The 23,367-nt window shown below is 71.6% G+C and carries 20 protein-coding genes; 6 read left to right on the plus strand and 14 right to left on the minus strand.

Features of this window, described 5'->3' with window-relative positions:
* The 4 genes from phnA to phnD are packed head-to-tail and all read right to left on the minus strand — an operon-like array spanning nucleotide 1 to nucleotide 3,735.
* A complete protein-coding gene (phnA, locus tag AC07O8_RS16885; RefSeq protein WP_495049149.1) occupies nucleotides 1-1,236 on the minus strand; it encodes a phosphonoacetate hydrolase in 1,236 nt (411 codons plus the stop codon).
* A complete protein-coding gene (phnE, locus tag AC07O8_RS16890) occupies nucleotides 1,236-2,051 on the minus strand; it encodes a phosphonate ABC transporter, permease protein PhnE (RefSeq protein WP_495049150.1) in 816 nt (271 codons plus the stop codon). Before phnE ends, phnA begins: the two co-directional genes overlap by 1 nt.
* Entirely contained in the window at nucleotides 2,048-2,857 is an 810-nt protein-coding gene (gene phnC / locus AC07O8_RS16895) for a phosphonate ABC transporter ATP-binding protein (protein ID WP_495049151.1), read from the minus strand. The genes phnE and phnC overlap by 4 nt, the downstream gene beginning before the upstream one ends.
* Complete coding sequence (phnD, locus tag AC07O8_RS16900; RefSeq protein WP_495049152.1) at nucleotides 2,854-3,735, minus strand: phosphonate ABC transporter substrate-binding protein; 882 nt, start codon at nucleotides 3,733-3,735, stop codon at nucleotides 2,854-2,856. Before phnD ends, phnC begins: the two co-directional genes overlap by 4 nt.
* Nucleotides 3,736-3,958: 223 nt before the next feature.
* On the opposite strand from phnD, the gene AC07O8_RS16905 reads away from it, so the two are divergent.
* Nucleotides 3,959-4,834 carry a LysR substrate-binding domain-containing protein gene (locus AC07O8_RS16905; RefSeq protein ID WP_495049153.1) on the plus strand — a complete coding sequence of 292 codons (876 nt, stop codon included), beginning with the start codon at nucleotides 3,959-3,961 and terminating at the stop codon, nucleotides 4,832-4,834.
* Between the two features lie 37 nt (nucleotides 4,835-4,871).
* Here the strand turns inward: AC07O8_RS16905 and AC07O8_RS16910 are convergent, their stop codons facing one another.
* Nucleotides 4,872-6,536 (minus strand): asparagine synthetase B family protein, encoded by a 1,665-nt coding sequence (locus tag AC07O8_RS16910; protein WP_495049154.1) that lies wholly within the window; start codon nucleotides 6,534-6,536, stop codon nucleotides 4,872-4,874.
* Between the two features lie 250 nt (nucleotides 6,537-6,786).
* Between AC07O8_RS16910 and AC07O8_RS16915 the strand changes: the two genes are divergently transcribed.
* A complete protein-coding gene (locus AC07O8_RS16915; protein WP_495049155.1) occupies nucleotides 6,787-7,881 on the plus strand; it encodes a hypothetical protein in 1,095 nt (364 codons plus the stop codon).
* Between the two features lie 5 nt (nucleotides 7,882-7,886).
* The gene (locus tag AC07O8_RS16920; protein WP_495049156.1) at nucleotides 7,887-9,119 is read left to right on the plus strand and encodes a glycosyltransferase WbsX family protein; all 1,233 of its coding nucleotides are present in this window, start codon (nucleotides 7,887-7,889) and stop codon (nucleotides 9,117-9,119) included.
* A 374-nt stretch (nucleotides 9,120-9,493) separates the two neighbouring features.
* Here the strand turns inward: AC07O8_RS16920 and AC07O8_RS16925 are convergent, their stop codons facing one another.
* The 9 genes from AC07O8_RS16925 to AC07O8_RS16965 form a co-directional block, all read right to left on the minus strand.
* Complete coding sequence (locus AC07O8_RS16925; RefSeq protein WP_495049157.1) at nucleotides 9,494-10,837, minus strand: 3-deoxy-D-manno-octulosonic acid transferase; 1,344 nt, start codon at nucleotides 10,835-10,837, stop codon at nucleotides 9,494-9,496.
* Nucleotides 10,830-12,284, minus strand: a complete 1,455-nt coding sequence (locus tag AC07O8_RS16930; protein ID WP_495049158.1) for a lipopolysaccharide biosynthesis protein — start codon at nucleotides 12,282-12,284, stop codon at nucleotides 10,830-10,832. Before AC07O8_RS16930 ends, AC07O8_RS16925 begins: the two co-directional genes overlap by 8 nt.
* Nucleotides 12,281-13,441 (minus strand): GNAT family N-acetyltransferase, encoded by a 1,161-nt coding sequence (locus tag AC07O8_RS16935; protein WP_495049159.1) that lies wholly within the window; start codon nucleotides 13,439-13,441, stop codon nucleotides 12,281-12,283. Before AC07O8_RS16935 ends, AC07O8_RS16930 begins: the two co-directional genes overlap by 4 nt.
* Nucleotides 13,438-14,691 carry a glycosyltransferase gene (locus tag AC07O8_RS16940; protein ID WP_495049472.1) on the minus strand — a complete coding sequence of 418 codons (1,254 nt, stop codon included), beginning with the start codon at nucleotides 14,689-14,691 and terminating at the stop codon, nucleotides 13,438-13,440. Before AC07O8_RS16940 ends, AC07O8_RS16935 begins: the two co-directional genes overlap by 4 nt.
* Before the next feature lie 25 nt (nucleotides 14,692-14,716).
* Nucleotides 14,717-15,940: a DegT/DnrJ/EryC1/StrS family aminotransferase gene (locus AC07O8_RS16945; protein WP_495049160.1), complete on the minus strand. Its 1,224-nt coding sequence runs from the start codon at nucleotides 15,938-15,940 to the stop codon at nucleotides 14,717-14,719.
* Nucleotides 15,941-15,956: 16 nt separating this feature from the next.
* Nucleotides 15,957-16,799 (minus strand): hypothetical protein, encoded by an 843-nt coding sequence (locus AC07O8_RS16950; RefSeq protein WP_495049161.1) that lies wholly within the window; start codon nucleotides 16,797-16,799, stop codon nucleotides 15,957-15,959.
* 39 nt (nucleotides 16,800-16,838) lie between these two features.
* Complete coding sequence (locus AC07O8_RS16955) at nucleotides 16,839-17,852, minus strand: hydrolase 1, exosortase A system-associated (protein ID WP_495049162.1); 1,014 nt, start codon at nucleotides 17,850-17,852, stop codon at nucleotides 16,839-16,841.
* The gene (locus tag AC07O8_RS16960) at nucleotides 17,849-18,784 is read right to left on the minus strand and encodes a hydrolase 2, exosortase A system-associated (protein ID WP_495049473.1); all 936 of its coding nucleotides are present in this window, start codon (nucleotides 18,782-18,784) and stop codon (nucleotides 17,849-17,851) included. The genes AC07O8_RS16955 and AC07O8_RS16960 overlap by 4 nt, the downstream gene beginning before the upstream one ends.
* Nucleotides 18,785-18,914: 130 nt before the next feature.
* The gene (locus tag AC07O8_RS16965) at nucleotides 18,915-19,166 is read right to left on the minus strand and encodes an acyl carrier protein (RefSeq protein WP_088382204.1); all 252 of its coding nucleotides are present in this window, start codon (nucleotides 19,164-19,166) and stop codon (nucleotides 18,915-18,917) included.
* A 119-nt stretch (nucleotides 19,167-19,285) separates the two neighbouring features.
* On the opposite strand from AC07O8_RS16965, the gene AC07O8_RS16970 reads away from it, so the two are divergent.
* The 3 genes from AC07O8_RS16970 (at nucleotide 19,286) to AC07O8_RS16980 (ending at nucleotide 23,348) form a co-directional block, all read left to right on the plus strand.
* Nucleotides 19,286-20,962, plus strand: a complete 1,677-nt coding sequence (locus AC07O8_RS16970; protein ID WP_495049163.1) for an acyl-CoA ligase (AMP-forming), exosortase A system-associated — start codon at nucleotides 19,286-19,288, stop codon at nucleotides 20,960-20,962.
* Nucleotides 20,963-21,111: 149 nt separating this feature from the next.
* Entirely contained in the window at nucleotides 21,112-22,317 is a 1,206-nt protein-coding gene (locus tag AC07O8_RS16975) for a pyridoxal-dependent decarboxylase, exosortase A system-associated (protein WP_495049474.1), read from the plus strand.
* Nucleotides 22,314-23,348: an acyltransferase family protein gene (locus tag AC07O8_RS16980; RefSeq protein ID WP_495049164.1), complete on the plus strand. Its 1,035-nt coding sequence runs from the start codon at nucleotides 22,314-22,316 to the stop codon at nucleotides 23,346-23,348. Before AC07O8_RS16975 ends, AC07O8_RS16980 begins: the two co-directional genes overlap by 4 nt.
* Nucleotides 23,349-23,367 lie beyond the last annotated feature (19 nt).

The raw sequence follows: 23,367 nt of genomic DNA on the forward strand, positions 1-23,367 counted from the left end.
CTAGGCGGATTGGGCGTGGTTGAGCGCCAGGTCGAAGACGTCGAAGTTGCGCAGCCGGCGGGCCGGGTCGACGCCGCTCAGCAGGCGGTTGAAGAGCAGCGGCACCAGCTGCTCGGACAGCCCGCCGTGCGAGCGCAGCGGCACCGTCAGGCCGCTCAGGTCGTGCCGTTCGGCGCGCGTGCCCAGGACGGTCAGGTGGTCGCCGACGACGACCAGGTCGCCGATGCGGTCCGGCGGCAGCTCGAAGCGCTCCGCGGCCGTCTCGCGGTCCAGCACGCACTCGATGCCGGGCAGGCGATCCAGGCACTCGCGCGTCTGCGCGAGCGACGCCGGCGGCACGTAGACCGTGGCGAAGGACCCCAGCGCGCCGTGGTGCACGACGTAGGGATCGGTGATGGGCAGGATCACGCGCGCGGCGCCCTCGCCGAGCACGTCGTCCAGCACCCGCTGCAGGTAGAGCACCCGGGGCCGGCCGGCCGCGTCGGTCTTGGCGCTCATGCCGTGGTCCGCCGTCAGGCCGATCACCGCGCCCATCCCGTCCATGCGCTCCAGGTAGCGGTCCATCATCGCGTAGAAGGCGTTGGCCTCGGGCGCGCCGGGCGCGCACTTGTGCTGGACGTAGTCGGTGGTGGAGAGGTAGGTCAGGTCGGGCCAGTGCGTCTCCAGCAGCCGCGCGCCGGCGGCGAAGACGAACTCGCTGAGCTCCGCGCTGTAGACCGACGGCACCGGCAGTCCGACCAGCTCCGGCACGCGCTCGATGCCGGCGTTCTCCAGGGTCGCCTCGGCCGCCTTCTCCGCGGAGAAGCAGATGCCCTGGAGCCCGTGGCCCAGCAGCGTGCGCAGCTTGTCCTTGGCGGTGACCACGGCGACCCGGGCGCCGCTGGCCGCGAAACGCGCCAGCAGCGTCGGCGCGCGCAGGTAGGCGGGGTCGTTCATCATGACCTCCTCGCCGCGCTCGACGTCGAGGAAGTAGTTGCCGCAGATGCCGTGCACCGAAGGCGGCACGCCGGTCACGATCGAGAGGTTGTTCGGGTTGGTGAAGCTCGGCACCACGCACTCGCCGACCAGCGAGGTGCCCCTCTCCAGCATGCGCGCCAGGAAGGGCGCGACGCCGGCCTGGATGGCGTGCGTGAGGTAGTCCGGCTCGCAGCCGTCCACGCACACCACCACGACGGGGGTGAGCGGGCGGGCGTAGCGGCGGCCGTTGGCCTCGACCGCCTCGTGAATCGCGTTCATCAGTGAGCTCCTTTCTGGATCCAGGCGCGAAGCCGGGTGGACATCTGGTCGGCGGCCATGACCATCACGATGATCACGACGATGCAGGTGGCGGTGTCCTGGTACTGGAACAGCTTCATGCTGCCGACCAGCTCGAAGCCGATGCCGCCGGCGCCGACCATGCCGAGCACGGTGGCCTGGCGCAGGTTGGTCTCGAAGCGGTAGAGCACCACCGCGATCCAGGCCGTGACCACCTGCGGCAGCACGCCGAAGATGATGGTCTGCACCGGCCCGGCGCCGGTGGCGCGCAAGGCCTCGATCGGTCCCTGGTCGATCTCCTCGATCGACTCGGCGAAGAACTTGCCCAGCATGCCGGCGCCATGCACCGCCAGGGCGAGCACGCCGGGGAAGGGGCCGAGTCCCACCGCCGCGACGAAGATCAGCGCGAGGATGATCTCGTTGATGCCGCGCGTCACGTTGAACACCTGCCGCATCGCATGGAACACCAGCGCGTTGGGCGCCAGGTTGCGGGCCGCCAGGAAGCACACCGGCACCGCCAGCAGCACGGCGAAGAGCGTGCCCCAGATCGCGATCTGCAGCGTCTCCAGCGCCGGCTGGACGAGCTTCTCGAGGAAGCCCCAGTTCGGCGGCACCATGCGGCCCAGGAAGTCGCCGATCCAGGGCAGGCCCTTGATCAGCTCGCCGAAGCTCACCTGGGCGCCGCGCGCGGCCCATTGCAGCAGCACGAGGAAGGCCGCGCCCGTGAGCAGCCGGGGCCACCAGCCGTGGCGTCCCGAGGGCCGCCCCAGCAGCAGCGTGTAGGCACCGAGTTTCATGCTTCCTCCAGGGTCAGGTTGTGCGGCGGCGACGAGGGCCGGGCGCGTCCGGCGGACCCGGGCGCGGCGCCGTCGTCCAGTCCCGGATAGATGCGGCGCAGCACCTCGGGGGTCAGGCCGTCCGGCCGGCCGTCGAAGACGATGCGGCCGCCGGAGACGCCGACGATGCGTTCGCCGAATTCGCAGGCGTAGTCGATCTGGTGCAGGTTGCAGACCACGGAGATGCCCAGCTCGCGGCTGGCCTGCTTGAGGTAGGTCAGCACCGTGCGCGAGGTCTTCGGATCGAGGCTGGCCACCGGCTCGTCGGCCAGGATGACCAGCGGCTGCTGGGCCAGCGCGCGGGCGATGCCGACGCGCTGCTTCTGGCCGCCGGACAGCGTGTCCGTGCGCAGGTCCGCCTTGCCGGCCAGCTCGACGCGGCGCAGGCATTCCATGGCGATGTCGATGTCCCGGCCCGGAAAGATCTGCAGCCACGAGAGCAGCGCGGGCATCGTGCCGAGGCGGCCGGTGAGCACGTTCTTGCGCACCGACAGCCGCGGCACGACGTTGTAGTGCTGGAAGATCATCGCGACCTTGCGCCGCGCCTGGCGCAGGCTGGCGCCGCCCGCCTCGACGCGCAGGCCGTCGACGTGGACCTCGCCCTGGCTGGGCGTGCAGAGCCGGTTGATGCAGCGCAGCAGCGTGGACTTGCCCGCGCCCGAAGGCCCGAGCACGACCAGGAATTCGCCGGGCGCCACGTCGAGGTTCACGTTGCGCAAGGCCTCGAAGTCGCCGTAGCGCTTGGACAGTCCTCGGATCTTGATCACTTCATGCTCCTCAGGTCGAGTTTCAGGACGCGCGCCGTCTCCCGGATCACGTCGTAGGCGGCGTCGTTGGTCGGATGGAAACCGTTGAGCAGCCCCTGGTCCGACCACGGGATGTCCTTGACGTCGAGGAAGGCGGCCTGCACGCGCTTCTTGAGCGCCGGATCCAGGTCCTTGCGCAACACGGTGGGCGACTCGGGGATGGGGTCGGACTTCCACACCACGACGAGGTCGTCGCGCTTGGCCAGGCCCTTGGTGATGGCGGTGTCCAGGATGCGGTCGGCGATCGCGACCGCGTCGATGCGGCGGTTCTGCACCGCCACCGCGTTGGAGTCGTGGGAGCCGGAGAAGATGACGCGGCCGAAGTCCTTCTCCGGGTCGAAACCGAGCTTGAGCAGGCCGACCTTGGGGAACAGGTGGCCGGAGGTCGAGGTCGGGTCGACGAAGGCGAAGGTGCGTCCCTTGAGATCGGCCACCGTGCGGATGCCGCTGTCCTTGTGGGCCACGATCAGCGAGTGGTAGGACGTGCGTCCGACCTTCTTGGTCTCCGCGACGGCGAAGGCCTCGATGTTGGCGACGGTCGCGCCCAGCACGTAGGAGAACGGGCCGAGGTAGGCCACGTCCAGGCGCCGCGAGCGCAGCGCCTCGATCACGCCGTTGTAGTCGGCCGCCACGAAGGGCTTGACCGGCATGCCCAGCGAGCGCGACAGCATGTCCATCATCGCCTGGCTGTTGGCGATCATGGCGCGCGAGTCCTCGGAGGGAATCAGGCCGACGGTCAGGACGCCGTCCGCGGCGCGGGCGTCGTCGGCATGGCTCAGCAGGGCCGGCGCCAAGAGGGCCGGGGCGGTGGCTAGCAGGTGTCTCCGAGTGATCGGCATGTCGGTCTCCAGTGGCTTTTCTTGTCGCGACCCCCGTCACCTGGGGGTTCCTGCGAGGTGCCCGGATCGGTCGCGTGGTGCTACTGTGCGACGTACGCGAGCATTGGGCCAATTCAAGTTTCCGGCTCGATGCATTCACCGGCTCTATGCATCGCCAGGGAAAACCAGCAGAGGACGGGCGCCCCGGCGGGGGCCGATCCGTCCCGCCCGACGAGGAGACACCATGCGCCTGACCCAGCTCCGCTCCTTCCATGCCGTGGCCGCCACGGGGAGCTTCACCCGGGCCGCCGACAGCCTGCACGTCAGCCAACCCACCGTGACCACGCAGGTGGCGCAACTGGAGGCGTTGTACCGCGTGGAGCTGTTCCATCGCAGCGGACGGCGGGTGCGGCTCACGCAACTGGGCGAGCGGCTGCTGCAGCTGTCGCGCCAGATCTTCGGCCTGGAGGCCGAGGCGGTGCAGCTGCTGCGCGACGAAGGCGAGGTGCGCTCAGGCCATCTGCGCGTCGCGGCCGTGGGACCGCACCACGTCACCCGCATGCTGATGGCCTTCCACCAGCGCCATCCCGGCGTGAGCATGGCGGTCACCACGGGCAACTCGCAGGACGTGCTGGACCGGCTGCTGGCCTACGAGGCCGATGTGGGCGTGCTGGCGCAGGCCTCGCAGGACCGGCGTTTCGCGGCGGTGCCGTACAGCCAGCACCCGGTGCTGATCTACTGCAACCGCGCGCACCGGTTCGCGCGGCGGCGGTCGATCCGCATCGCCGAGCTGCAGCACGAGAAGCTGCTGATGCGGGAGCAGGGCTCGACGACGCGCCTGGCGCTGGAGGCGGCCCTGCGGGCGGCCGACGTCAAGCCCGAGGTGGTCATGGAGATCGCCAGCCGCGAGATCATCCGCGAGGCGGTCGCGCTGGGCGCCGGCGTGGCGGCGGTTTCCGAGGTGGAGTTCGTGCCCAGCCCGGGCCTGCATGCGGTGACCATCAGCGACGCGCAGGTGCAGACCTGCGCGCACCTCGTGTGCCTGGCCGAGCGGCGCGACATCGGCATGGTGCGCGTCTTCATGGACCTGTCGGAATCGGCGCAGCAGGCGGCGGCCTGACGGCGCCGCGCACCCACAGCCGATCTGCGCCCCGTGATCACACCCGATAGTTCGGGCGTCGCCCGCGCAGCCACTGCTCCAGCATCATCAGGATCCAGACCATCTCGCCGTAGTACCCGGGGTGTTCCGGCAGCCGTTCCTTGAGCAGGCCGCGGATGAACTCCGGGCGGACGATGCCGCGCGTGGACAGGCTGCCCAGCGAGTCCTCCGCCAGCGCGCGCAGGTTGGCGTCGCGCGTGGCCCAGACGCCGAAGGGCAGGCCGAAGCCCTGCTTCTTTTTGACGATGATCTCGTCGGGCAGGAAACCGCGCAGCGCCTCCTTGAAGAACCAGCGCAGCTGCAGCCCCTTGAGCTTGTAGTCGGCCGGCAGGCGCTCGGAGAAGGCCAGCAGCTCGTCGTCCAGCATCGGGAAACCGACCGAGGTGCCCGCCAGCCGCGTCGTGCCCACGACCTTGGGCAGGTCGGTGTCGGCCAGCGTGTAGCGCCAGTCGAAGGCCAGCATGCGGTCGACCAGCTGGCCGGTCTTCAGCCCGGCCCACACCTGGCGCTGCTGCTTCTGCGGCCCCAGCGGGTCCACGCGGCGCAGGAAGTCGGTCTCCAGCACCTCGCCCATGCCCAGTCGCGTGAGGAGGTTGTAGCTCTGCAGCCGGTCCGGCATCGGCACGCGCGCCTGGTCGATGTAGCTCGCGCCCTTCCTGAGCAGCGGCAACCTGCCGATCGGCGAGCCGAACACCGGCTGCAGCACGAGGTCGCGCAGCGGCCCCGGCACATTGCCGTACCAGGAGAACACGGTCTGCTTCGCGTAGCGGGTGTTGCCGCCGAAGAGCTCGTCCCCGCCGTCGCCGGCCAGCAGGTGCCGCACGCCGTTGTCGTAGGCACGGCGGGCGCAGTAGTAGGCCGGCAGCGCCGAGCTGTTGCCGAAGGGCTGGTCGTAATGCGTCGCGACCTTGGCGATCCCGTCGACCAGGTCCTTGGGCGTCACGTAGTACTCGTGATGCCGGGCGCCGAAGTGCTTGGCCGCGATGCGCGCGAAGGCCATCTCGTCGTAGCCCTCGGCCTCGAAGCCGATCGAGTAGGTGTCCGCCGGACGCCCCGCGACGCGGCTCAGCATGCCCGCGACGGTCGAGCTGTCGGTGCCGCCGCTCAGGAAGCAGGCGGCGTCCGGCGCGTGCATGGCCCGCTGCACGGACCGCTGCAGGATCTCCTTGAATTCGACCTTCAGGTCCTCGAGCTTGGGCGCCGGGTCGGCGCGGAAGGTCGGCGTCCAGTAGGGCGTGACGCGCAGCTCGCCGCGCTCGAAGATCGCCACATGCCCCGGCGGCAGGCGGAAGATGTTGCGGAACACCGTGCGCGGCGACGGGATGACGTGGAAGTAGAGGTAGTCGAACAGCGCCTGCGGATCGAGGTCCACGTCGTCGCCGGCCAGGTCGTCGGCGCGGGTGGCGAACTGCAGCTCATGGCCGACGATGCGGTAGCACAGCGGCTCGATGCCGAAGCGGTCCGTGGCCAGCAGCGTGCGTCCGCCGGGCTGCCGCCAGGCCACCGAGAAACGACCGCCGACCTGCGCCAGCGCCGGGGCCGGGTTGGCGGCCGACAGCAGCGTCTGCCACGCGGCGTCGCGTTGCGCGGGCGGGGCGTCGGCGGCGAGGCCCGGCAGCACCGGTTGACCAGTGGAAAGGAAAGTGGCGGTGCTCGTCGTCATCGTTGGGTACGGACCGGCGATGCGGCCAGGTGGCTGTGAGGCAGTGAGGCAGTGAGGCGGAACAAAGGGGCGGCCACGCGGCGTGGATCGCCCCCGCCGGATTCTGGCGTGGAAATGAGTCGGCACGTCCGTCCTCGACCCCACCCACTTGGAGGGCCGCCCGTCGGGGAGAGGTTTCCGACCATGCCGCACAATCGCGGCCTGCCCGCTGTCGGAGGCGGGCGCTGGAGCCGGTTTGCAGATTCACTGGATGCCTCACGCGCTGAACCCGGCCTACGCCGGCGTGCGCCTGCGCTGCCTGATGCCGAGCCGCGAACTGCGCCGCTCGGGGCTGGTGTCGCGCGTGCTGGATCCGGCGCGGGACGATCAGCCGCTGCCGGCGACGGGCGTGCTCGTGGTCCAGGCGAAATGGCTGCTCGACGCCGGCTCGCCCGAAGCCTTGCGCGAGCGCGCGGCCCGCCTGGCCGAGGCCCGCGCGCAAGGCGTGCGGCTCGTGCTGGACAGCTTCGACAACTATTTCCTGAACGAGTCCGGCGACCCGGCCCGCGCCGCGCTGCTGGCCGCCTACCGCGAGGCGCTGCCGCTGTTCTCGCTGTTCACCTTGTCCTCGCCGGGCCTCAAGCCGCTGCTGGAAGCGGAGCTTCCGCCCAATCTGCGCGCTGCCGCGCCGGTGCGGGTCGTCGGCGATCCGGTCGAGACGCCCGCCGCCGCCCGCGACTTCGAATCATGGCCCCATCGCATGCACCCGGGCCGTTGGGGCGGCCAGTGGCGCGCCTGGCGCGAACTGCGCGAGCACCGCGCGCAGCGCCGGGTCGCCCGGCAGCTGGTGTGGTTCGGCAATCACGGCAGCGCCTACGCGACCGGCGGCATGGCCGAACTCGAACCGTTGATCCCGCTGCTCGAGGCCGCCGCGCGGCGCCAGCCGCTGCGCCTGACGGTGGTCAGCAATTCGGAACAGCGGTATCGCGAGCTGCTCGGTCGCGCCGCCTTTCCGCATCGCTACCGGCCCTGGGACCGGCTGCATTTCCTGACGCTGCTCGGCGAGCAGGACCTGGTGCTGCTGCCCACCCGCATGACCGCCTTCACGATGGCCAAGAGCAACAACCGCATGCTGCTGGCCCTGGCCCAGGGCGTGCCGGTGATGGCCGACCCCTTGCCCGACTACCAGCCCTGGCGCGCGCATTGCGCGCTGGACGACTGGGCGCAGCTCGCCGATCACATCGCCGATCCGGCGCCGCTGGCCGCCCGCGCGCGCGCCGCGATGCCGGCCATCGAGCGCGACTATTCCACGCGCGCCATCGCCGCCCAATGGCGCGAGGCGCTGCAAGCCCCCGCTTCCCGATGAACCGCATGACGCCAGATTCCCTCGCCCGCCCGGACCCCGCGCACGCCGATGCAGATGCAGGTGCAGGTGCTGCCACAAGCGCGGACGCAAGCGCGGACAAACACGCCGACGCTCAAGCATCGTCGACGCCGGCGTCTTCGCCGGAGCATCCGCTGGCCATCGCCGTCGTGCTGCCGCAGTTCCATCCGTTCCGGCAGAACGACGCCTGGTGGGGCAAGGGCTTCACCGAGTGGCGCAACGTCGCCAAGGCCCGGCCGCTGTACGAGGGCCACTACCAGCCGCGGCTGCCGGGCGAGCTCGGCTTCTACGACCTGCGGCTGCCCGAGGCCCGCGCGGCGCAGGCCGAGCTGGCCCGCGAGCACGGCATCGGCGGCTTCTGCTACTACCACTACTGGTTCACCGGCGAGCGCCTGATGGAGCGCCCGGTCGAGGAGATCCGCGCCAGCGGCGAGCCCGACTTCCCGTACTGCCTGGCCTGGGCCAACGAGAACTGGACCCGCGCCTGGAACGGCAAGGACCGGGAGATGCTGATCGAGCAGCGCTACTCGGACGAGGACGACGAGGCGCACATCCGCACGCTGCTGCCGCACTTCCGCGATCCGCGCTACATCCGCATCGACGGCAAGCCGCTGTTCATCGTCTACAAGGTCGATCACCTGCCGGATCCGCAGCGCACGCTGGCGACCTGGCGCCGCATCGCGCGCGAGGAGGGCGTCGGCGAACTGACGCTGGCGCAGTTCGAGTGGAGCGGCACCGGCTCGGGCGCCGATCCGCGCCAGGTGGGCCTGGACCTGTCGATCGAGTTCGCGCCGGACTGGCGGCGCCTGGGCGGCAGGCACTTCACCGGCTGGAAGTCCAAGCTCGCGATGAAGCTGGGCTTCCTGCCCAAGGCTTATGGCAAGCACAACTTCTTCGATTACGACCGCATGGTCGACGGCGTGCTGGCCAAGCCCGTGCCGGACTATCCGTTCCTGCGCTGCGTCAGCCCCGGCTTCGACAACAGCGCGCGGCGCGCCAGCGGCGGTGCGACCATCCTGATGAACAACACGCCGCAGCGCTATCGCCGCTGGCTCGAGGCCGCGCTGGCGTGGACGCGCAAGCATCAGCCGCCGCGGCGTCAGGTCGTGTTCATCAACGCCTGGAACGAATGGGCCGAAGGCAATCACCTCGAGCCCGACGCGCTGAACGGCCGCGCGCTGCTGGAAGCGACGCGTGACGCGTTGAAGCAGAAGGGCTGAGCGGGTCCGTCGGTCCGGCCGACGAGGACTGCAGAGGCCGCTGGCCCTCACCCCCACCCTCTCCCGCAAGCGGGAGAGGGAGTCCGACCGGCTCCACTCGCAGCGCTTGCTCCTCTTTCCCCCTCTCCCGCTTTCTGGAGAGCGCCGCCTCCTCTTTCCCCTCTCCCGTTTTCTGGAGAGCGCCGACTCCTCTTTCTCCCTCTCACGCTTTCTGAAGAGCGCCGACTCCTCTTTCTCCCTCTCACGCTTGCGGGAGAGGGCAGGGGTGAGGGGCGCGCGCAGCGCGCGGGGTCCAGGCAGTCATGCGGCCTCTGACTCCCTCTCCCGCTTGCGGGAGAGGGTTGGGGTGAGGGCCAGCGGCCGTTGAAGGACGTTCAGCGCCCGATCCGGGCCGCGCACGCGGCCTGGTGCCGCGCCACCGACCCCCGCATCGACGCCAGCGCCTCTTCGGTGCGCCGTAGGTCGTCGGCAATGCGCGGCGCGCCTTCGATCGCGGCCAGCCAGTAGTCGCACATCGAGGTCGCGTCGTCGCACTCGTGCAGCACGCCGCGATCGCGCAGCAGTCGATAGACCGGGTACGACGGATAGGTCGTGTCCCAGCCGCCGCGGATCGTCAGCGGCTTGTTCAGCCCCAGTGGCTCCAGCACGTTGTGATCCACGCCCACATGCGCGACGCTGGCCGCCGCGTAGAAATCGCGCAGCTCGCCGACGGTGTCCAGCACCAGGCACTGCACCTCGGCCGCGAGCGGCGCGTCCTCGATCTGCGAGCGCCGCGTGACCCGCAGCCCAGCCCCGCCGAGCTGGCCCAGCAGCTCGCCCATGCGCTCGAGGTTCTCCGGATGCCGCGGTGCCAGGATCAGCAGCGCGTCGGGATGCGTGCGTCGCAGGCGCTCGAAAGCGGCCAGCACCTGATGCTGCTCGGCGAGCTCCGTGACGCAGCCGCCGACCACGATGGGCCGGGCCGAGGCGAGCAGATGGCCGAGCAGCCGCGGGCTGCGCGTGGCCTGCTCGACGCCCCAGTCGGCGCGGCGCATCGCGTCGAACTTCATGTTGCCGGTCACCTGCAGCCGCTCACGCGGCGCGCCGCGCGCCTCGAGCTGCCGCGCGGTCTCGGCGTCCTGCACGCACAGCACGTCGAAGGCATTCAGGAAGTCCCGCTCCAGCAACCGGCGCTCCATCTGGTCGAGTCGCGCCGGCGGGTCGTAGTGGTACAGCCAGCCGTTGAGCATCAGCGTCGCCGCGTTGTGGCGGCGGGCCTCGCGCAGGAAGGCGTAGGAGAAGCGGCAGGGCGCCTCCGACGGCAGGCAGGGGATCTCCGCCACCGCCAGCATCGCCGGCGGCAGCAGGCGGGCCAGACGGCGCGCGTCGGCGCTGTGGCCGCGGCTGGTGCAGACCACCGCCTGCGGCAAGCGCGCGAGGTAGGCGTCGCGGTAATGCGGATGCTCGGTGATCAGCACGGGCCGCAGATCCGGCCGCTGCGCGATCAGCCATTCGATCATCGGCGCGACCGCGTTCAGCTCGCCGATCGTGGTCACGTAGAACCACAGCGCCGGCCCCGACGCGTCGGCCGGCGTGACCGAGAACGCCCCCAGCGTGTTGTTGCCGCGCAGGTCGCTGAGGCGCTCCAGCGCGCGGAACATCGCCCAGCGCAGCGTCTCGCCGGGACGGATCGGCGCGGCGGTGGCGGGCGCGGCCAGGGACGGGGTCAGCTCAGGCATGGCGGCTCCGCAGATGGGTCAGGGCGCGACGGACCTCGGTCATCGCCGGATGCCGCAGCAGCGCGGCGCAGACCAGCCAGGACCCGGCGCCCGCGACGACGCACAGGGCGATGCGCGGGATCAGCGGCAGGCTCAATTCGTAGCCGACCAGCTGCGCCAGCCCGAGGCCGGCGCAACAGCCCAGCGTCAGCTGCACGCTGACCCAGCTGGGCGCGAACAGCTCGCGCGGCGTGGCCTTCAGCACCTCCGTCAGGTGGCGCGTGTACATCGCGACCTGCACCAGGTTGCCGATGACGAACACGGCCGCCACCGCATGCAGGTCCCAGAGCGCGGCCAGGCCGACGCAGGCCAGGTGCGTCGGTCCGTACCAGAGCGCCACCGACAGCCGGCGGCGGATCTGGCCGGTGGCCGCGAGCGCGTTGGGCGCGAGCATCGTCAGCGCGTAGGGCAGGCCGGCCAGCGCCAGTAGCGTGGCCAGCGGCGCGGCCTCGTGCCATTGCGGGCCGAACAGCAGCGCGATGATGTCGCCCGACATCAGCGCCACGCCGCCCATGAAGGGCCAGGCGATGCCGGTGAAGATGGCCGTGCCCTTCGCATACGGACCGACCAGGCTGTGCCCGGCGCGGTGGTCCGCCGCCAGCGCCGGCGTGGCGACGCGCAGGATGGCCGAGCTCACCGTCTGTCCCAGCAGGTCGATCAGCCCCGTCGCGCGGCTGAAGAGCCCCAGCGAGGTGAAGCCGAAGACCTTGCCGATGATCAGTTCATGGCCGTTGCGCGAGCCCGATTCCACCAGCCGCGAGCCGGTGAACATCGCGCCGAAACGCAGCTGCCGGCCCGCGCCGCGCAGGCGCGGCATCAGCAGCGCGTCGCGCGGCCTCAGCCAGACGAGGATCGCCACCTGCACCGCGATGCCGGCCACCGGCCCCCAGGCCAGGCTCATCGCGCCGTGGCCGCTCCAGGCCAGCGCGATGCTGGTGGCCGAGTTGGCGGCGTTGGCGCTGACCTGCACGATGAAGACCTTGTGGAAGGCCATCTCGCGGTTGAGCAGCGCGAAGGAGGGCGAGGCCAGCGGCAGCATCACGAAGTTGAGGCTCAGCACCAGCAGCAGGTCGGCCAGCAGCGGCTCGTGGTACCAGTCGGCCAGCAGGAAGCGGCCGCCCAGGATCACCAGCGCGATGCTCCAGGCCATCAGCAGCGTGATGGTGAAGGCGCTGCGCAGCTTCTCGCGGTCGAGCTCGCGCTCCTGGATGAGGTACTCGCTGACGCCGAAGTCGCGCAGGATCGAGGCCAGGTTCGTGACCACCGCGCACAGCGAATACACGCCCACCTGCGTGGGCGTCAGCAGCCGCGCCAGGATCATCGTGGTCGGCACGGTGATCAGCAGGCTCAGGTAGCGCTCGGCGAAGGACCAGGCCAGCGCGCCGCGCACGGTCGGGGCTTTGCTCATGCCGGGGCTTCTTCCGTCTTGGCGGTCGCCTCGTCCGTCTTGGCCGCCGGATCGGTGTCGCCGCGTCGCAGCAGGCGCTTGAGCGCCGGCACCCAGCCCCAGCGGTAGAGCGTGGCGTGGTAGACCGGCCGCGCGTCGGCGGTCCAGCGCGTGTGCCACTCCATGACCTTGCCGTAGAACTCGATGCGGCGGATCGGACCGCCCGCCGCCGCCGCGTCGAACAGCTGCTGGAACTGCAGCTGGCGCATCAGCGTCGACGGCGACACGGCCTTGTGCGCCTCGTCGTAGGCGGTCTTCAGGATCACGATCTTGCCGCCGGACTCGATGCACAGGTCCATCGCGACGACCGCGTCGTCGAACCAGTACTGGTACAGCCGGACGCGGCCAGCGCGCGCGAAGCCTTCCAGCATCGCGCGATAGAACGCGTACTGCGGATGGCCCGGCGCGATCGCCGTGCCCTCGGAGCCCTTCCAGCCGCTGGCCTCGAGCCGGCCGTAGTTCGCCAGCGCGGGTGCGACGTCCTCGGGGCGGGTCAGGCATTCGAGCCGCGTGACCGTGCCGGCGGTGTCCAGCTTCTTCTGCTGCTTCTTCAGGTTCTGGCGCAGGTTCTTGCCGCGCGCTTCCCAGTAGGTCTCGAAGTCGCCGCCCAGGTCGACCCAGGCGGTGGCGATGTAGTCCTGGCCGCGCCAGCGCGCGTTGTCGGCGCCGCGCGGATGGAACAGGCTGTCGATCTGCGTCAGGCCCAGCGCGAGGGCCGGCAGGGGCAGCGCACGCAGCAGGCCGTCGGCGAGCGGCTCCAGGGGCTCGCCGCCCGCGCTCAGCCAGGCGCCCAGCGGCAGCTGCGACGGCTGGAAGGTCGCCCATTGCGCGGTGCCCGCGGGCGTCACGATGGCGGCGGCCCGCGGCGCCTTCGGGTCGCCGAGCAGCGCCAGCCGTTCGCGGCCGGTGCCGAAGACGGTCAGCAAGGGCGCGAGGAAGGCGCTCTCCAGGAACGGCAGGCCGGCCACGCGCGCCTGCAGCGCGTCCCACGCGGCCGCATGCGGCGCGAAGGCGGCGGCGTCGGGCAGGGGCACCAGGGTCCAGCGCAGGGCGGCGGCCGAAGTCGGGGAAATCTGGGAAGTCGGTGGCGTCGGGGACATCGGGGACGGGGGGGTCATGGGCGCGCCTCGGCGATAGGCATCTGGGGGACGCAGGCCTCGTCGAGCACGCGGGCGAGTTCGCCGGTGCGGGACTCGCGCGAGGCCGCGGCGATGGCCGGCGGCGCGGGCAGCGCGGCACGGTCGTGGAACAGGTCGTCAAGGAAGCGGTCGAGCGCGGCGGCGACGCCGGGGCCGTCCTCCAGCGCCGCGTTGTAGGGCAGGCCGGCGCGGCGCATCAGCTGCGCGGTGTCGCCGGCCGGATCGGCCAGCGTGAGCACCGGCCGGCGCGCGCGCAGGTACTCATAGGCCTTGGCGGGGATCTGGTCGTTGCAGTCGTTGGACTGCAGCAGCAGCAGGCCGTCGGCGCGCAGCATCTCGGCCAGCGCGTCGGCGTAGGGGATCGGCGGGGCGATCTCGACCAGATCGCCCACGCCCAGCCGCTCGGCGAGGGCGCGGACGAAGTCGTCGTGCGCGGTCGCGCGCAGCCGCAGCCGCAAGGTCGAGGCATCGATGCGGCCCGCGGCCTTCGCGGCGGCCAGCGCCTCGAACAGCCGCGCCGGGCTGCGCCAGTCGGGATAGACGACGCCGCTGTGCAGCAGCACGCGCGGCCCGGCGGCGCCGTGCCCGGAGCGGACGCTGCGCTCGGCCTGCTGGAAGGCTTCCTCGCTGTAGCCGTTCTCGATCACGCGGATGCGGTCGGCGGCGGCGGGAAAACGCTTCGCGTAGAGCCGCGCCGCGCCGGGGGTCGTGAAGGTGAAGCGCGCCGCGCGCGCGAAGACCTTGCGCTCGACCGCCGCGAAGCTGCGCCACAGCACCGGGTCGGCCGGATAGCCGTCATGCGCCATCGGGTCGCGGAAGTCGGCCACCCAGGGCAGGCCGCTGAGCCGCGACAGCCAGTAGCCCACGAGGTGCGCGGTCGGGATCGGGTAGGTGCTCCAGATCGCGTCGGGGCGGGTCTCGCGGATCAGCTTCAACCCGGCCGGCACGGCGCCGAGCAGCCAGCTGTGCCAGCGGTCCGGTCGCGCGAGGAAACCGGGATACCGGCCCGCGATCGACAGGTGCCGCGCGGCGTCCAGCGCGAAGGCGCGCCGCACGACCAGCTCCGGCGGGATCTCCTCGAGCAGGTCGGTGCCCGTCTGCGCGTGCACGCGGGGATGCGCGGTCAGCAGGCTGGGCGCCCATCCGGAGGCGGGCAGCTGCTGCGCGAAGCGCAAGGCGCGCTGCACGCCGCTGGTCCCCGCCATCGGCGGGAACTGGAAGGAGACCATGAGCACGCGCCGCATTCCCCGGCTTTCAACGCGGCGGTGCCGAGGCGGGCGTGATGAACAGGCGCTCGACCTGCTCGACGATGCGGTGCAGGTCGGCCTCGCTGAGGTCCTGGTGGCAGGCGAGCTGCAGCACGTGGTGCGACCACGACTTGCCGGCGTCGCCGGGCAGCGCCGGCACGCCGGGCCAGAGCCGGTCCCAGCGCGACACCGGCACGCCGAGCCGGCGCATCTCCGCATAACCCGGATCCGGCGTGCGCACCCACAGCGGGAAGACGTAGGGCGCGCAGTCCGCGGGCAGCGTGGGCAGCAGCGGACGCACGCCCTCGCGCCCCGAGAAGGCCTCGGTGAAGAACGCGTAGTGGTGGCGGCGCGCCTCGACGATGCGACGCCGCGGCACGCGCCGCGAGATCCATCCGCTCGCATGCGTCAGCGCGCGGTGCGACAGCGGCAGGTCGATCAGCGCCATGTTGGCGTCGATCTCCTGGGCCTCGTCGAGCTCGCCGTGGCGGCTGGGCGGGGCCTGCGTGCCGGCGGACGGCGCGCCCTTCACCAGGCGGCGCAGGGCGCTCTTGAGCGCGAAGGCGCCGCGGATGAGCCGGTTCAGTCCGGTCAGGCGGTCGTGCGCGGCGCCCATGTGCAGGATGTCGGAGCCCGCCTTGATCTGGTCGATGCGGGAGGCCGGCGTCAGCGCTGGCATCGTCAGCCCGGCGCGGTTGAGCGCGAGGATGCCGCCCTCGGGCGTCGGGAAGAACTTGGTCAGGCTGGCGATGGCGACGTCGCCCCAGGCGCCGATCGGCCGAGAGCCGGCGCGACCGAACATCGCATGCGCGCAGTCCTCGATCAGCGCGATGCCGCGGGCGTCGCACCAGGCACGCACCGCCTCCATCGGCTGCGGCAGCCCGAAGTAGTGCGGCACCAGCAGCGCCTTGGTGGCCGCCGGCACATGGGCGGAGAGCCAGTCCAGGCGCGGCGCGCCGTGCTCGTCGATCGGATAGAAGGCGGCGTCCGCGCCGAGCGTCTTCACCGGCGAGACCATCGTCGGGCAGTGGTAGGTCGGCAGCAGCACGAGGTCGCCGGGACCGACGTGCAGACACTCCAGCGCCAGCAGGATCGCCGCGCGACCGCTGGTGGTGGGCAGGTGGCGCGGATGGTCGAGCAGGCTGTGCTGGTCGATGTGCGCGGCGCCCGCGAAAGTGGACCAGCCGATGACCGGAAGTCGCGGCGCGAGCAGGGTGGGCGGGGGGCTCAAGTCGACGGCCTCCCGGTCAGCGCGCCGTCGCCGGCGCCGCGGATTCGGGGGTGGAGGCGGAGGCGGCCGAGCCGGCGGGGGCCGACGCGGGCGATCCCTCCGGCGCCGACGCCGCCTCGCCCGGCATCCGCAGGTCGGCGGGCCAGCGGTTGATCGCCATCAGCCGCTGGCGCAGGATGGGATGCGTCATGCCGGCGCCGTAGGCGCGGCGCGCGGCGTCGACGGCCAGGTCGACCTCGTTGAGGTCCAGCGCGACCATGCCGACGTTGTAGACCGAGAAGGCGTTGTCGCCGCCCGCGGTCAGCTTGTTCGCGGCGTCCAGCTGTTCCTTGGCGGCGGCGGTCTTGCCCTTGCCGTTCAGGAAGCCGGCGTAGATCAGGCGCACGATGACGTCGTCCGCCTTCCAGGTCAGCGCGCGTTTGAAGTAGCAGTCGACGGTGAACAGCGCCTCGGGCGGCTGGTCGCGCTTGGTGCGCTCGCCGTAGAGCATCATCGCGATCAGCGCGCGGTGGTGGTTCGGGAAGGCGCGCAGCGTGTAGTCGATGTCGCTGCCGATGCTGCCGCGCTTGCACTTGACCAGCGCCTCGCAGGTGTCGATGAAGTGGGCCCCTTCCACCATCTGCAGCGGCGACATCTGCTTGGTCACCGGATCGATCTCCGGCATGTCCTTGTACTGGCGGTAGTCGTAGGGGCCGTAGTTGTTGGCCAGTCCGCCGCAGCCGATCCCCTGCGCGACGGCGGCATGGGCGGCGACGGCGCCGGCCAGCGCCAGGGCGACGGCGCGCCAGCGGGCGCGGGGGGCGCGGGGAGCGCGGAAGGAAGCGTGGACGGGTGCGCGGACGGGTGCGGGAACGGACATGGCGGGGCTCCGGTGGGGCCGGGTGTACCGGTCTGGCGGTCAGGCGGCGGCCGGCAGGCCGCGGACGAAGGCGGCGGTCAGCCCTTCGACGTGGGCGCGCCAGGCGGCGGTCGAGAAAGTATGGTCCGCGTCGGGCAGGTCTTCGCGGCGCAGTCCGGGGCGGTCCAGCAGGCCCTGCCAGGCAGGGCCGCCGTCGCGGCAGCGGTCCAGGAATTCATTGGCGCAGACGTCGTCGCCCGACAGGATCAGCAGCACCGGGCCGCCGAACGCGCGCAGGCCGTCGGCCATCTGCTCCGTGTAATGGCGGGTGTCCGCCGCGCGCGCCGCGTTCGACGAGCGCGCCGTGTTCGACGAACCCGCGGCGGACGCGGGCGCGCGGCTCTGCGCCAGCTTGCCCAGCAGTTCGCGCACGGCGCCCAGGCCGACGCGGCCGCTCAGCAGCTTGCGCCAGAAGGCGGGCTGGCGCAGCCGGTCGAGGTAGTAATGCTTGACCTGCGCGCGGGCCAGGCTGGTCGCGGTGCGGACCCAGGGATTGGCCAGGCACAGGCCGGCGACGCGCGGGTCGCGGCGACGATGCACGTACAGCAGCGCGGCGGACGCGGCATCGCAGAGGCCCCAGAGCACCACGCGCTTCAGCGTCGGGTGTTTGCGCTGCCAGGCGTCGATCGCGGCGGCGATGTCGTCGTCGACCGCCTCGAAGTCGCGCTGATCGCCCTGCGCATCGCCCATGCCGCGATAGTCCAGGCGCAGGCAGGGGACGCCCGCACCGGCGAGCGCGCGGCCCAGCAGCGTGAACTGGCGGTGACTGCCCACGCGGTATTGCGGGCCGCCGACGATCAGCAGCACGCCGGTGTCGGGGGCAGGTGTTGCGATGAGGTCGGATGCGGATGCGGATGCGGATGCAGATGCGGGCTCGCTCAACAGGCCGACCAGCGCCTGGCCGTCGCAGTCGATGCGCAGCACGCTGTCGCGATGCGCGGGTTGGATCGACGTGAGCGGCGTGATCCGCGTCAGCGGCGTCAGCGGCGTGGTGGGCGTGATCGTTGCGTTCATGCCGACACCCCCTCGACCGGTCGGGTCGCGAAGTCCGCGTCGGCCCCCAGCGCGGCGAGGCTGGCCTCGATCAGGCGCGGCGCCTCCTCGATCTCGGTGGCCGCCCAGAACGACGGGCCTTGGCAGACGGCGGCGCGCACCTCGGCGCCTTGCGCGGTCCAGGCCTCGACGGCCATCGCCGCGGCGGGAGTGAGCGTCGCGTCCTCGCGCGGCGAGACTTCCAGCCACGCGACGCGGCGCACGCGCGCCGACGGTTTCAGCTGGGCGGCCTCCAGGCCTTCGGCCAGCGCGGGCGCGAGCAGGTAGCCGGCGATCTCGACCGGCTCGCCGCGCGCGAGCTGGTCGCGCATCGCCTGGACAGCGCCCTTGGCCTGGCCGCCGATGAGGTCGGCCGCGACGCGCAGGCGCATGAATTGTTGGAGCTGGAGCTTGCCCGCCGTCATCGGCTGCCAGAGCAGCAGGTTCAGCGGCCGGTCGATCGATGCCTCGAAGGCTGCCGGCGCCAGCAGCGCGCCGGCGCGCAGGCCCCACAGCCACAGCGGCGGCTTCGCGCCGTCGGGGCCAGGTCGGGCGCGGGCGTCGAGCCAGTCGAGCGCCAGGCGCACATCGTCGTGCCAGGCCGCCCAGGAGGCGTCGCCGAAATCACCGCTGCTGTCGCCGCAGCCGAGCAGGTCGATCGTCAGCACCTCGAAGCCGGCGGCGGCGAACGCGCGCGCGGCGAGGGCGGTCATGCGGCGGGACTTGTTCATCTCCTCCGCGAAGGGCGGCAGGAGCAGGATCTGGCCGCGCGGGGCCGCGCCATCGCCAGCGTGAGCGACTGCGGCTGCGACTGCGGCTGCGGCTGCGGCTGCGGCTGCGCCGTGCGCGCCAGCGCGGTGGTCGGCGGCGGGATAGTGGACGCACAGCCGCTGACCGCCCGCGCCGTCATCCAGGAAGAACGGCGTGGATGGGGTCGGGGGCGGGGCGGCGGCGGCCATGGGCGGTTGACGCGGCGGGCGGGCGACGGGCGGGCGACGGTGGCTGCAGTGGCTGCTTGAACGGCGGCGGCGGTCGTGGCGCCCGTCAGGCGGCGAGCTTGCCGTTCACGAAGTCCAGCAGGGCGCCCACGGTGGCGAAGGTGGCGCCGTCGATCTCGTCGTCGTCGACGACGATGCCGAACTGTTCCTCGAGCGCGGTGATCAGGCTGACGACCGCCATGGAGTCGAGCTCCGGGATCGCGCCCAGCAGCGCGGTGTCGACGGTGAAGTCCTTCGCGCGGCCTTCCAGGCTGAGGACGTCGTCGAGGATGGCGAGCAGGTGTTGTTGGGTGTTCATGGTCGGGGAGGATCTTAACTGTCGCCCTCTGGGGGAACCCCGGCGGCGCCCCCTCATCCCAAGGGGATCCACCCGGCTCCGTGAGGGATTGCCGCGGGGCCGCGTGAGATACTTTTTTCATGACCGCCGCCACCGACAGCCACCTGCTTGCGCACCTGATCTGGCACAGCGCCGAACGCGATCCGGCGGCCCCGGCGCTGCGCGACGGCGCCCGCGCGCTGGACTACGCCGAACTCGCCGCGCAGGTGCGCGCGCTGGCCAACGGCCTGCTGTCGCTGGGCCTGGCGCGGGCCGAGCGCGTCGGCATCTACCTGGACAAGCGGCTGGAGACGGTGGTCGCCAGTTTCGCGGCGCCGGCCGCGGGCGGCGTGTTCGTGCCGGTCAACCCGATCCTGAAGCCGGAGCAGGTCGGTTTCATCGTGCGGGACTGCGATGTTCGCGTGCTGATCACCTCGCGCGACCGCTTCGCGTCGCTGCGCCCGGTGCTGGCGGCGTGCCCGTCGGTGCGGCACGTGGTGGTGGTCGATCCGGCGCCGGAGGCGTCCTCCAGTGCGTCCTCCGATGCGTCATCCGATGGGTCATCCGATAGGTCATCCGATAGGTCATCCGATGGATCAGCGGCCGGCTGGGTCCGCTACAGCGACCTGCTGGACGCGCCGGCGCAGGCCGCCCACCGCGTCATCGACACCGACATGGTGGCGATCCTCTACACCTCCGGCTCGACCGGCCGGCCCAAGGGGGTGGTGCTGTCGCACCGCAACATGGTGGCCGGGGCGAAGAGCGTCGCCAGCTACCTGGGCAACCGGCCGGAGGACCGCCTGCTGGCCGCGCTGCCGCTGTCCTTCGACGCCGGCTTCAGCCAGCTGACGACGGCCTTCCACGCGGGCGCGTCGGTGTCGCTGCTGAACTACCTGATGCCGCGCGACGTGCTCAAGGCCCTCGAGCGTGACCGCATCACCGGCTTGACGGCCGTGCCGCCGCTGTACATCCAGCTCGCGCAGCTGGAATGGCCGGTCGCGATCGACCAGCAACTGCGCTACTTCGCCAACACCGGCGGGCGCATGCCGCGCGAGACGCTGAACCTGCTGCGCCAGCGCGTGCCGTCGGCGCAGCCCTTCCTGATGTACGGCCTGACCGAGGCCTTCCGCTCGACCTACCTGCCCCCGGAGGAGGTCGACCGCCGGCCCGATTCGATCGGCAAGGCGATCCCGAACGCCGAGATCCTGGTGCTGCGCGAGGACGGCACACCGTGCGCGCCGGACGAGCCCGGCGAGCTGGTGCACCGCGGCGCGCTGGTCGGGATGGGCTACTGGAACGACGCCGAGAAGACGGCCGAGCGCTACAAGCTGCTCCCGCCGGGCGCGGCAGGCCGCGAAGCCGGGCTGCAGCTGCCCGAATACGCCGTGTTCTCCGGCGACAACGTGCGCATGGACGCCGAGGGCTTCCTGTACTTCATCGGCCGGCGCGACGAGATGATCAAGACCTCGGGCTACCGGGTCAGCCCGACGGAGGTCGAGGAGATCCTGTACGCGACGCAGCTGGTCGGCGAATGCGTGGCCTTCGGCGTCGACCACGCGACGCTGGGCCAGACCATCCAGGTGATCGCGACGCCGCCGGCCGGCGCCGACGCGCTGGACAGCGCCGCGCTGCTGGCGCAGTGCAAGGCCCGCATGCCCGCCTACATGATCCCGGCCGGCATCGAGGAGAAGGCCGGCCCGCTGCCGCGCAACCCCAACGGCAAGATCGATCGCAAGCTGCTGAGCACCGAGTGGGTGGCGCGACGGGAAGCCCTGTGAGCCCGCTGAAGAACCCGCTGAAGAACCCGCTGACGGACCCATTGACCCACCCGCCGACGACCCCGCTGACCAACCCGGTGACGACTCCCGTGAGCCACGACGACAAGATCCCCGCAGCGCCCGCCAAGGCCGCGCCGCAGCATGCGCCCATGGACCAGTTCGTCGCGCGCGACGGCGTGCTGCAGATCGGCGGCCAGCCGCTGACGCGGCTCGCGGACCGCATCGGCCGCACGCCTTTCTACGCGTACGACCGCGCGCTGCTGACGCGCCGCGTCGAGGAGCTCCGCGCCGCGATGCCGGCGAAGCTGGAGCTGCACTTCGCGATGAAGGCCAACCCGATGCCGGCACTGGTGGCGCACCTGGCGACGCTGGTGGACGGCATCGACGTCGCCTCGGCCGGCGAGCTGCAGGTCGCGCTGGACGCGGGCGCCGATCCCCGCGAGATCAGCTTCGCCGGTCCGGGCAAGAGCGTGCTGGAGCTGAAGCAGGCGCTGGCCGCGGGCATCCTGATCAACCTCGAATCGTTCCGCGAGGTCGAGCTGCTGCGCACGCTGTGCGCGGAGACCGGCTACGCGGCGCGCGTGGCGGTGCGCGTCAATCCGGACTTCGAGCTGAAGTCCTCCGGCATGAAGATGGGCGGCGGTCCGAAGCAGTTCGGCGTCGACGCGGAGCAGGTGCCGGAACTGCTGGCGCGCATCGGCGAGGCGGGTCTCGGTTTCGAGGGTTTCCATCTCTTCGCCGGCTCGCAGAACCTGAAGCCGGAGGCGATCGTCGAGGCGCAGCTCAAGAGCTTCGAGCTCGCGCTCCGCCTGGCGAAGGACGCGCCGGCGCCGGTGAAGGTGCTGAACCTGGGCGGCGGCTTCGGCATCCCTTATTTCCCCGGCGAGCAGCGCCTGGACCTGACGACGATCGGCGCCAATCTTGCCGCGTTGATCGAGCGCGCCGCGGTCGAGCTGCCGCAGGCGAAGCTGGTCGTGGAGCTCGGCCGTTACCTGGTCGGCGAGGCCGGCGTCTACGTGTGCCGCGTGGTCGACCGCAAGGTCTCGCGGGGGCAGGTCTTCCTCGTCACCGACGGCGGACTGCATCACCACTTGGCGGCGTCGGGCAACTTCGGCCAGGTGATCCGCAAGAACTATCCGGTCGCCATCGGCAACCGCATGGGCGGCGAGCCCGAAGCCGGCGTGTCGGTGGTCGGGCCGCTGTGCACGCCGCTGGACCTGCTGGGCGAGCGCATGACGCTGTCGCACGCCGAGCCGGGCGATCTGGTCGTCGTCTTCCAGTCCGGCGCCTACGGCATCACGGCCAGCCCGCAGGGCTTCCTGAGCCATCCCGGCGCGGCCGAGGTCCTGGTGTGAGTTCCGCCCCGCGCCTGGCGCAGCTCGATGCCCTGCGCGGCATCGCGGCGCTGGCGGTGGTGCTGTTCCACTACACGACGCGCTACGACCAGCTCTTCGGTCACGCGCAGCCGCCGGCGGTGTCGTTCCCATACGGGTACCTCGGCGTCAACCTGTTCTTCATGATCAGCGGCTTCGTCATCTTCATGACGCTGGAGCGTACCGCGCGGCCGATGGACTTCGTCGTCTCGCGCTTCAGCCGGCTCTATCCGGCGTACTGGGGCGCGATCCTGCTGACCTTCGCGCTGACCCATGCGATCGGCCTGCCCGGCAAGACGGTCGGCTGGGACGTGCTGCTGGTCAACGTGACGATGGTGCAGGGCTTCTTCGGCGTGGCGCACGTGGACGGCGTGTACTGGACGCTGGAAGTGGAACTGCTGTTCTACGCCTGGGCGCTGCTGAGCTTCCGCTTCGGCGGCGCGGCGGGGCTGAGGAACTTCCTCTTCGCATGCCTGGCGCTGCGGCTGGTTTATGCCGCGGCGAAGAGCTTCTGGGGCGTCGATCTGCCCTGGGTCGGGCAGCGCTGGCTGCTGCTGCCCTACATCTGCTGGTTCGCGCTCGGCGTCACGGTCTACCGCCTGAGCCGCAAGGACTTGGCGTCCCTGTGGGACTGGACCCTGGCCGCCGCCGCGCTGCTGGTGATCGGGGTCGTCGAGGCGTGGGGCCTCGCGGCGCTCGCGGTCGCGTTCTACACGGTGCTGTTCGGCGCGGCGCGCGGGCGCTGGACCTGGCTGGAGCACCGGGTGCTGCTCTGGCTGGGCGCCATCTCCTACACGCTGTACCTGCTCCACGAGAACATCGGCTGGGCCGTGCTGCGCCGGCTGGAAGCCTGGGGCGTGGAGGTCCACCTCGCCATCGTGTTGACCATGGCCGCATCGATGGCCCTGGCCCATGGGCTGACGACGCTGGTGGAACAACCAGGAATGCGTTGGATCCGCGACCGCTATCGCGCCCGGCGGCAGGGCGCCGCAACAGCCGCCGCGGGAGGGTGAGGCGCACTGCGCACTGCGC

This window comes from Roseateles sp. GW821-FHT09G09 (assembly GCF_059415965.1).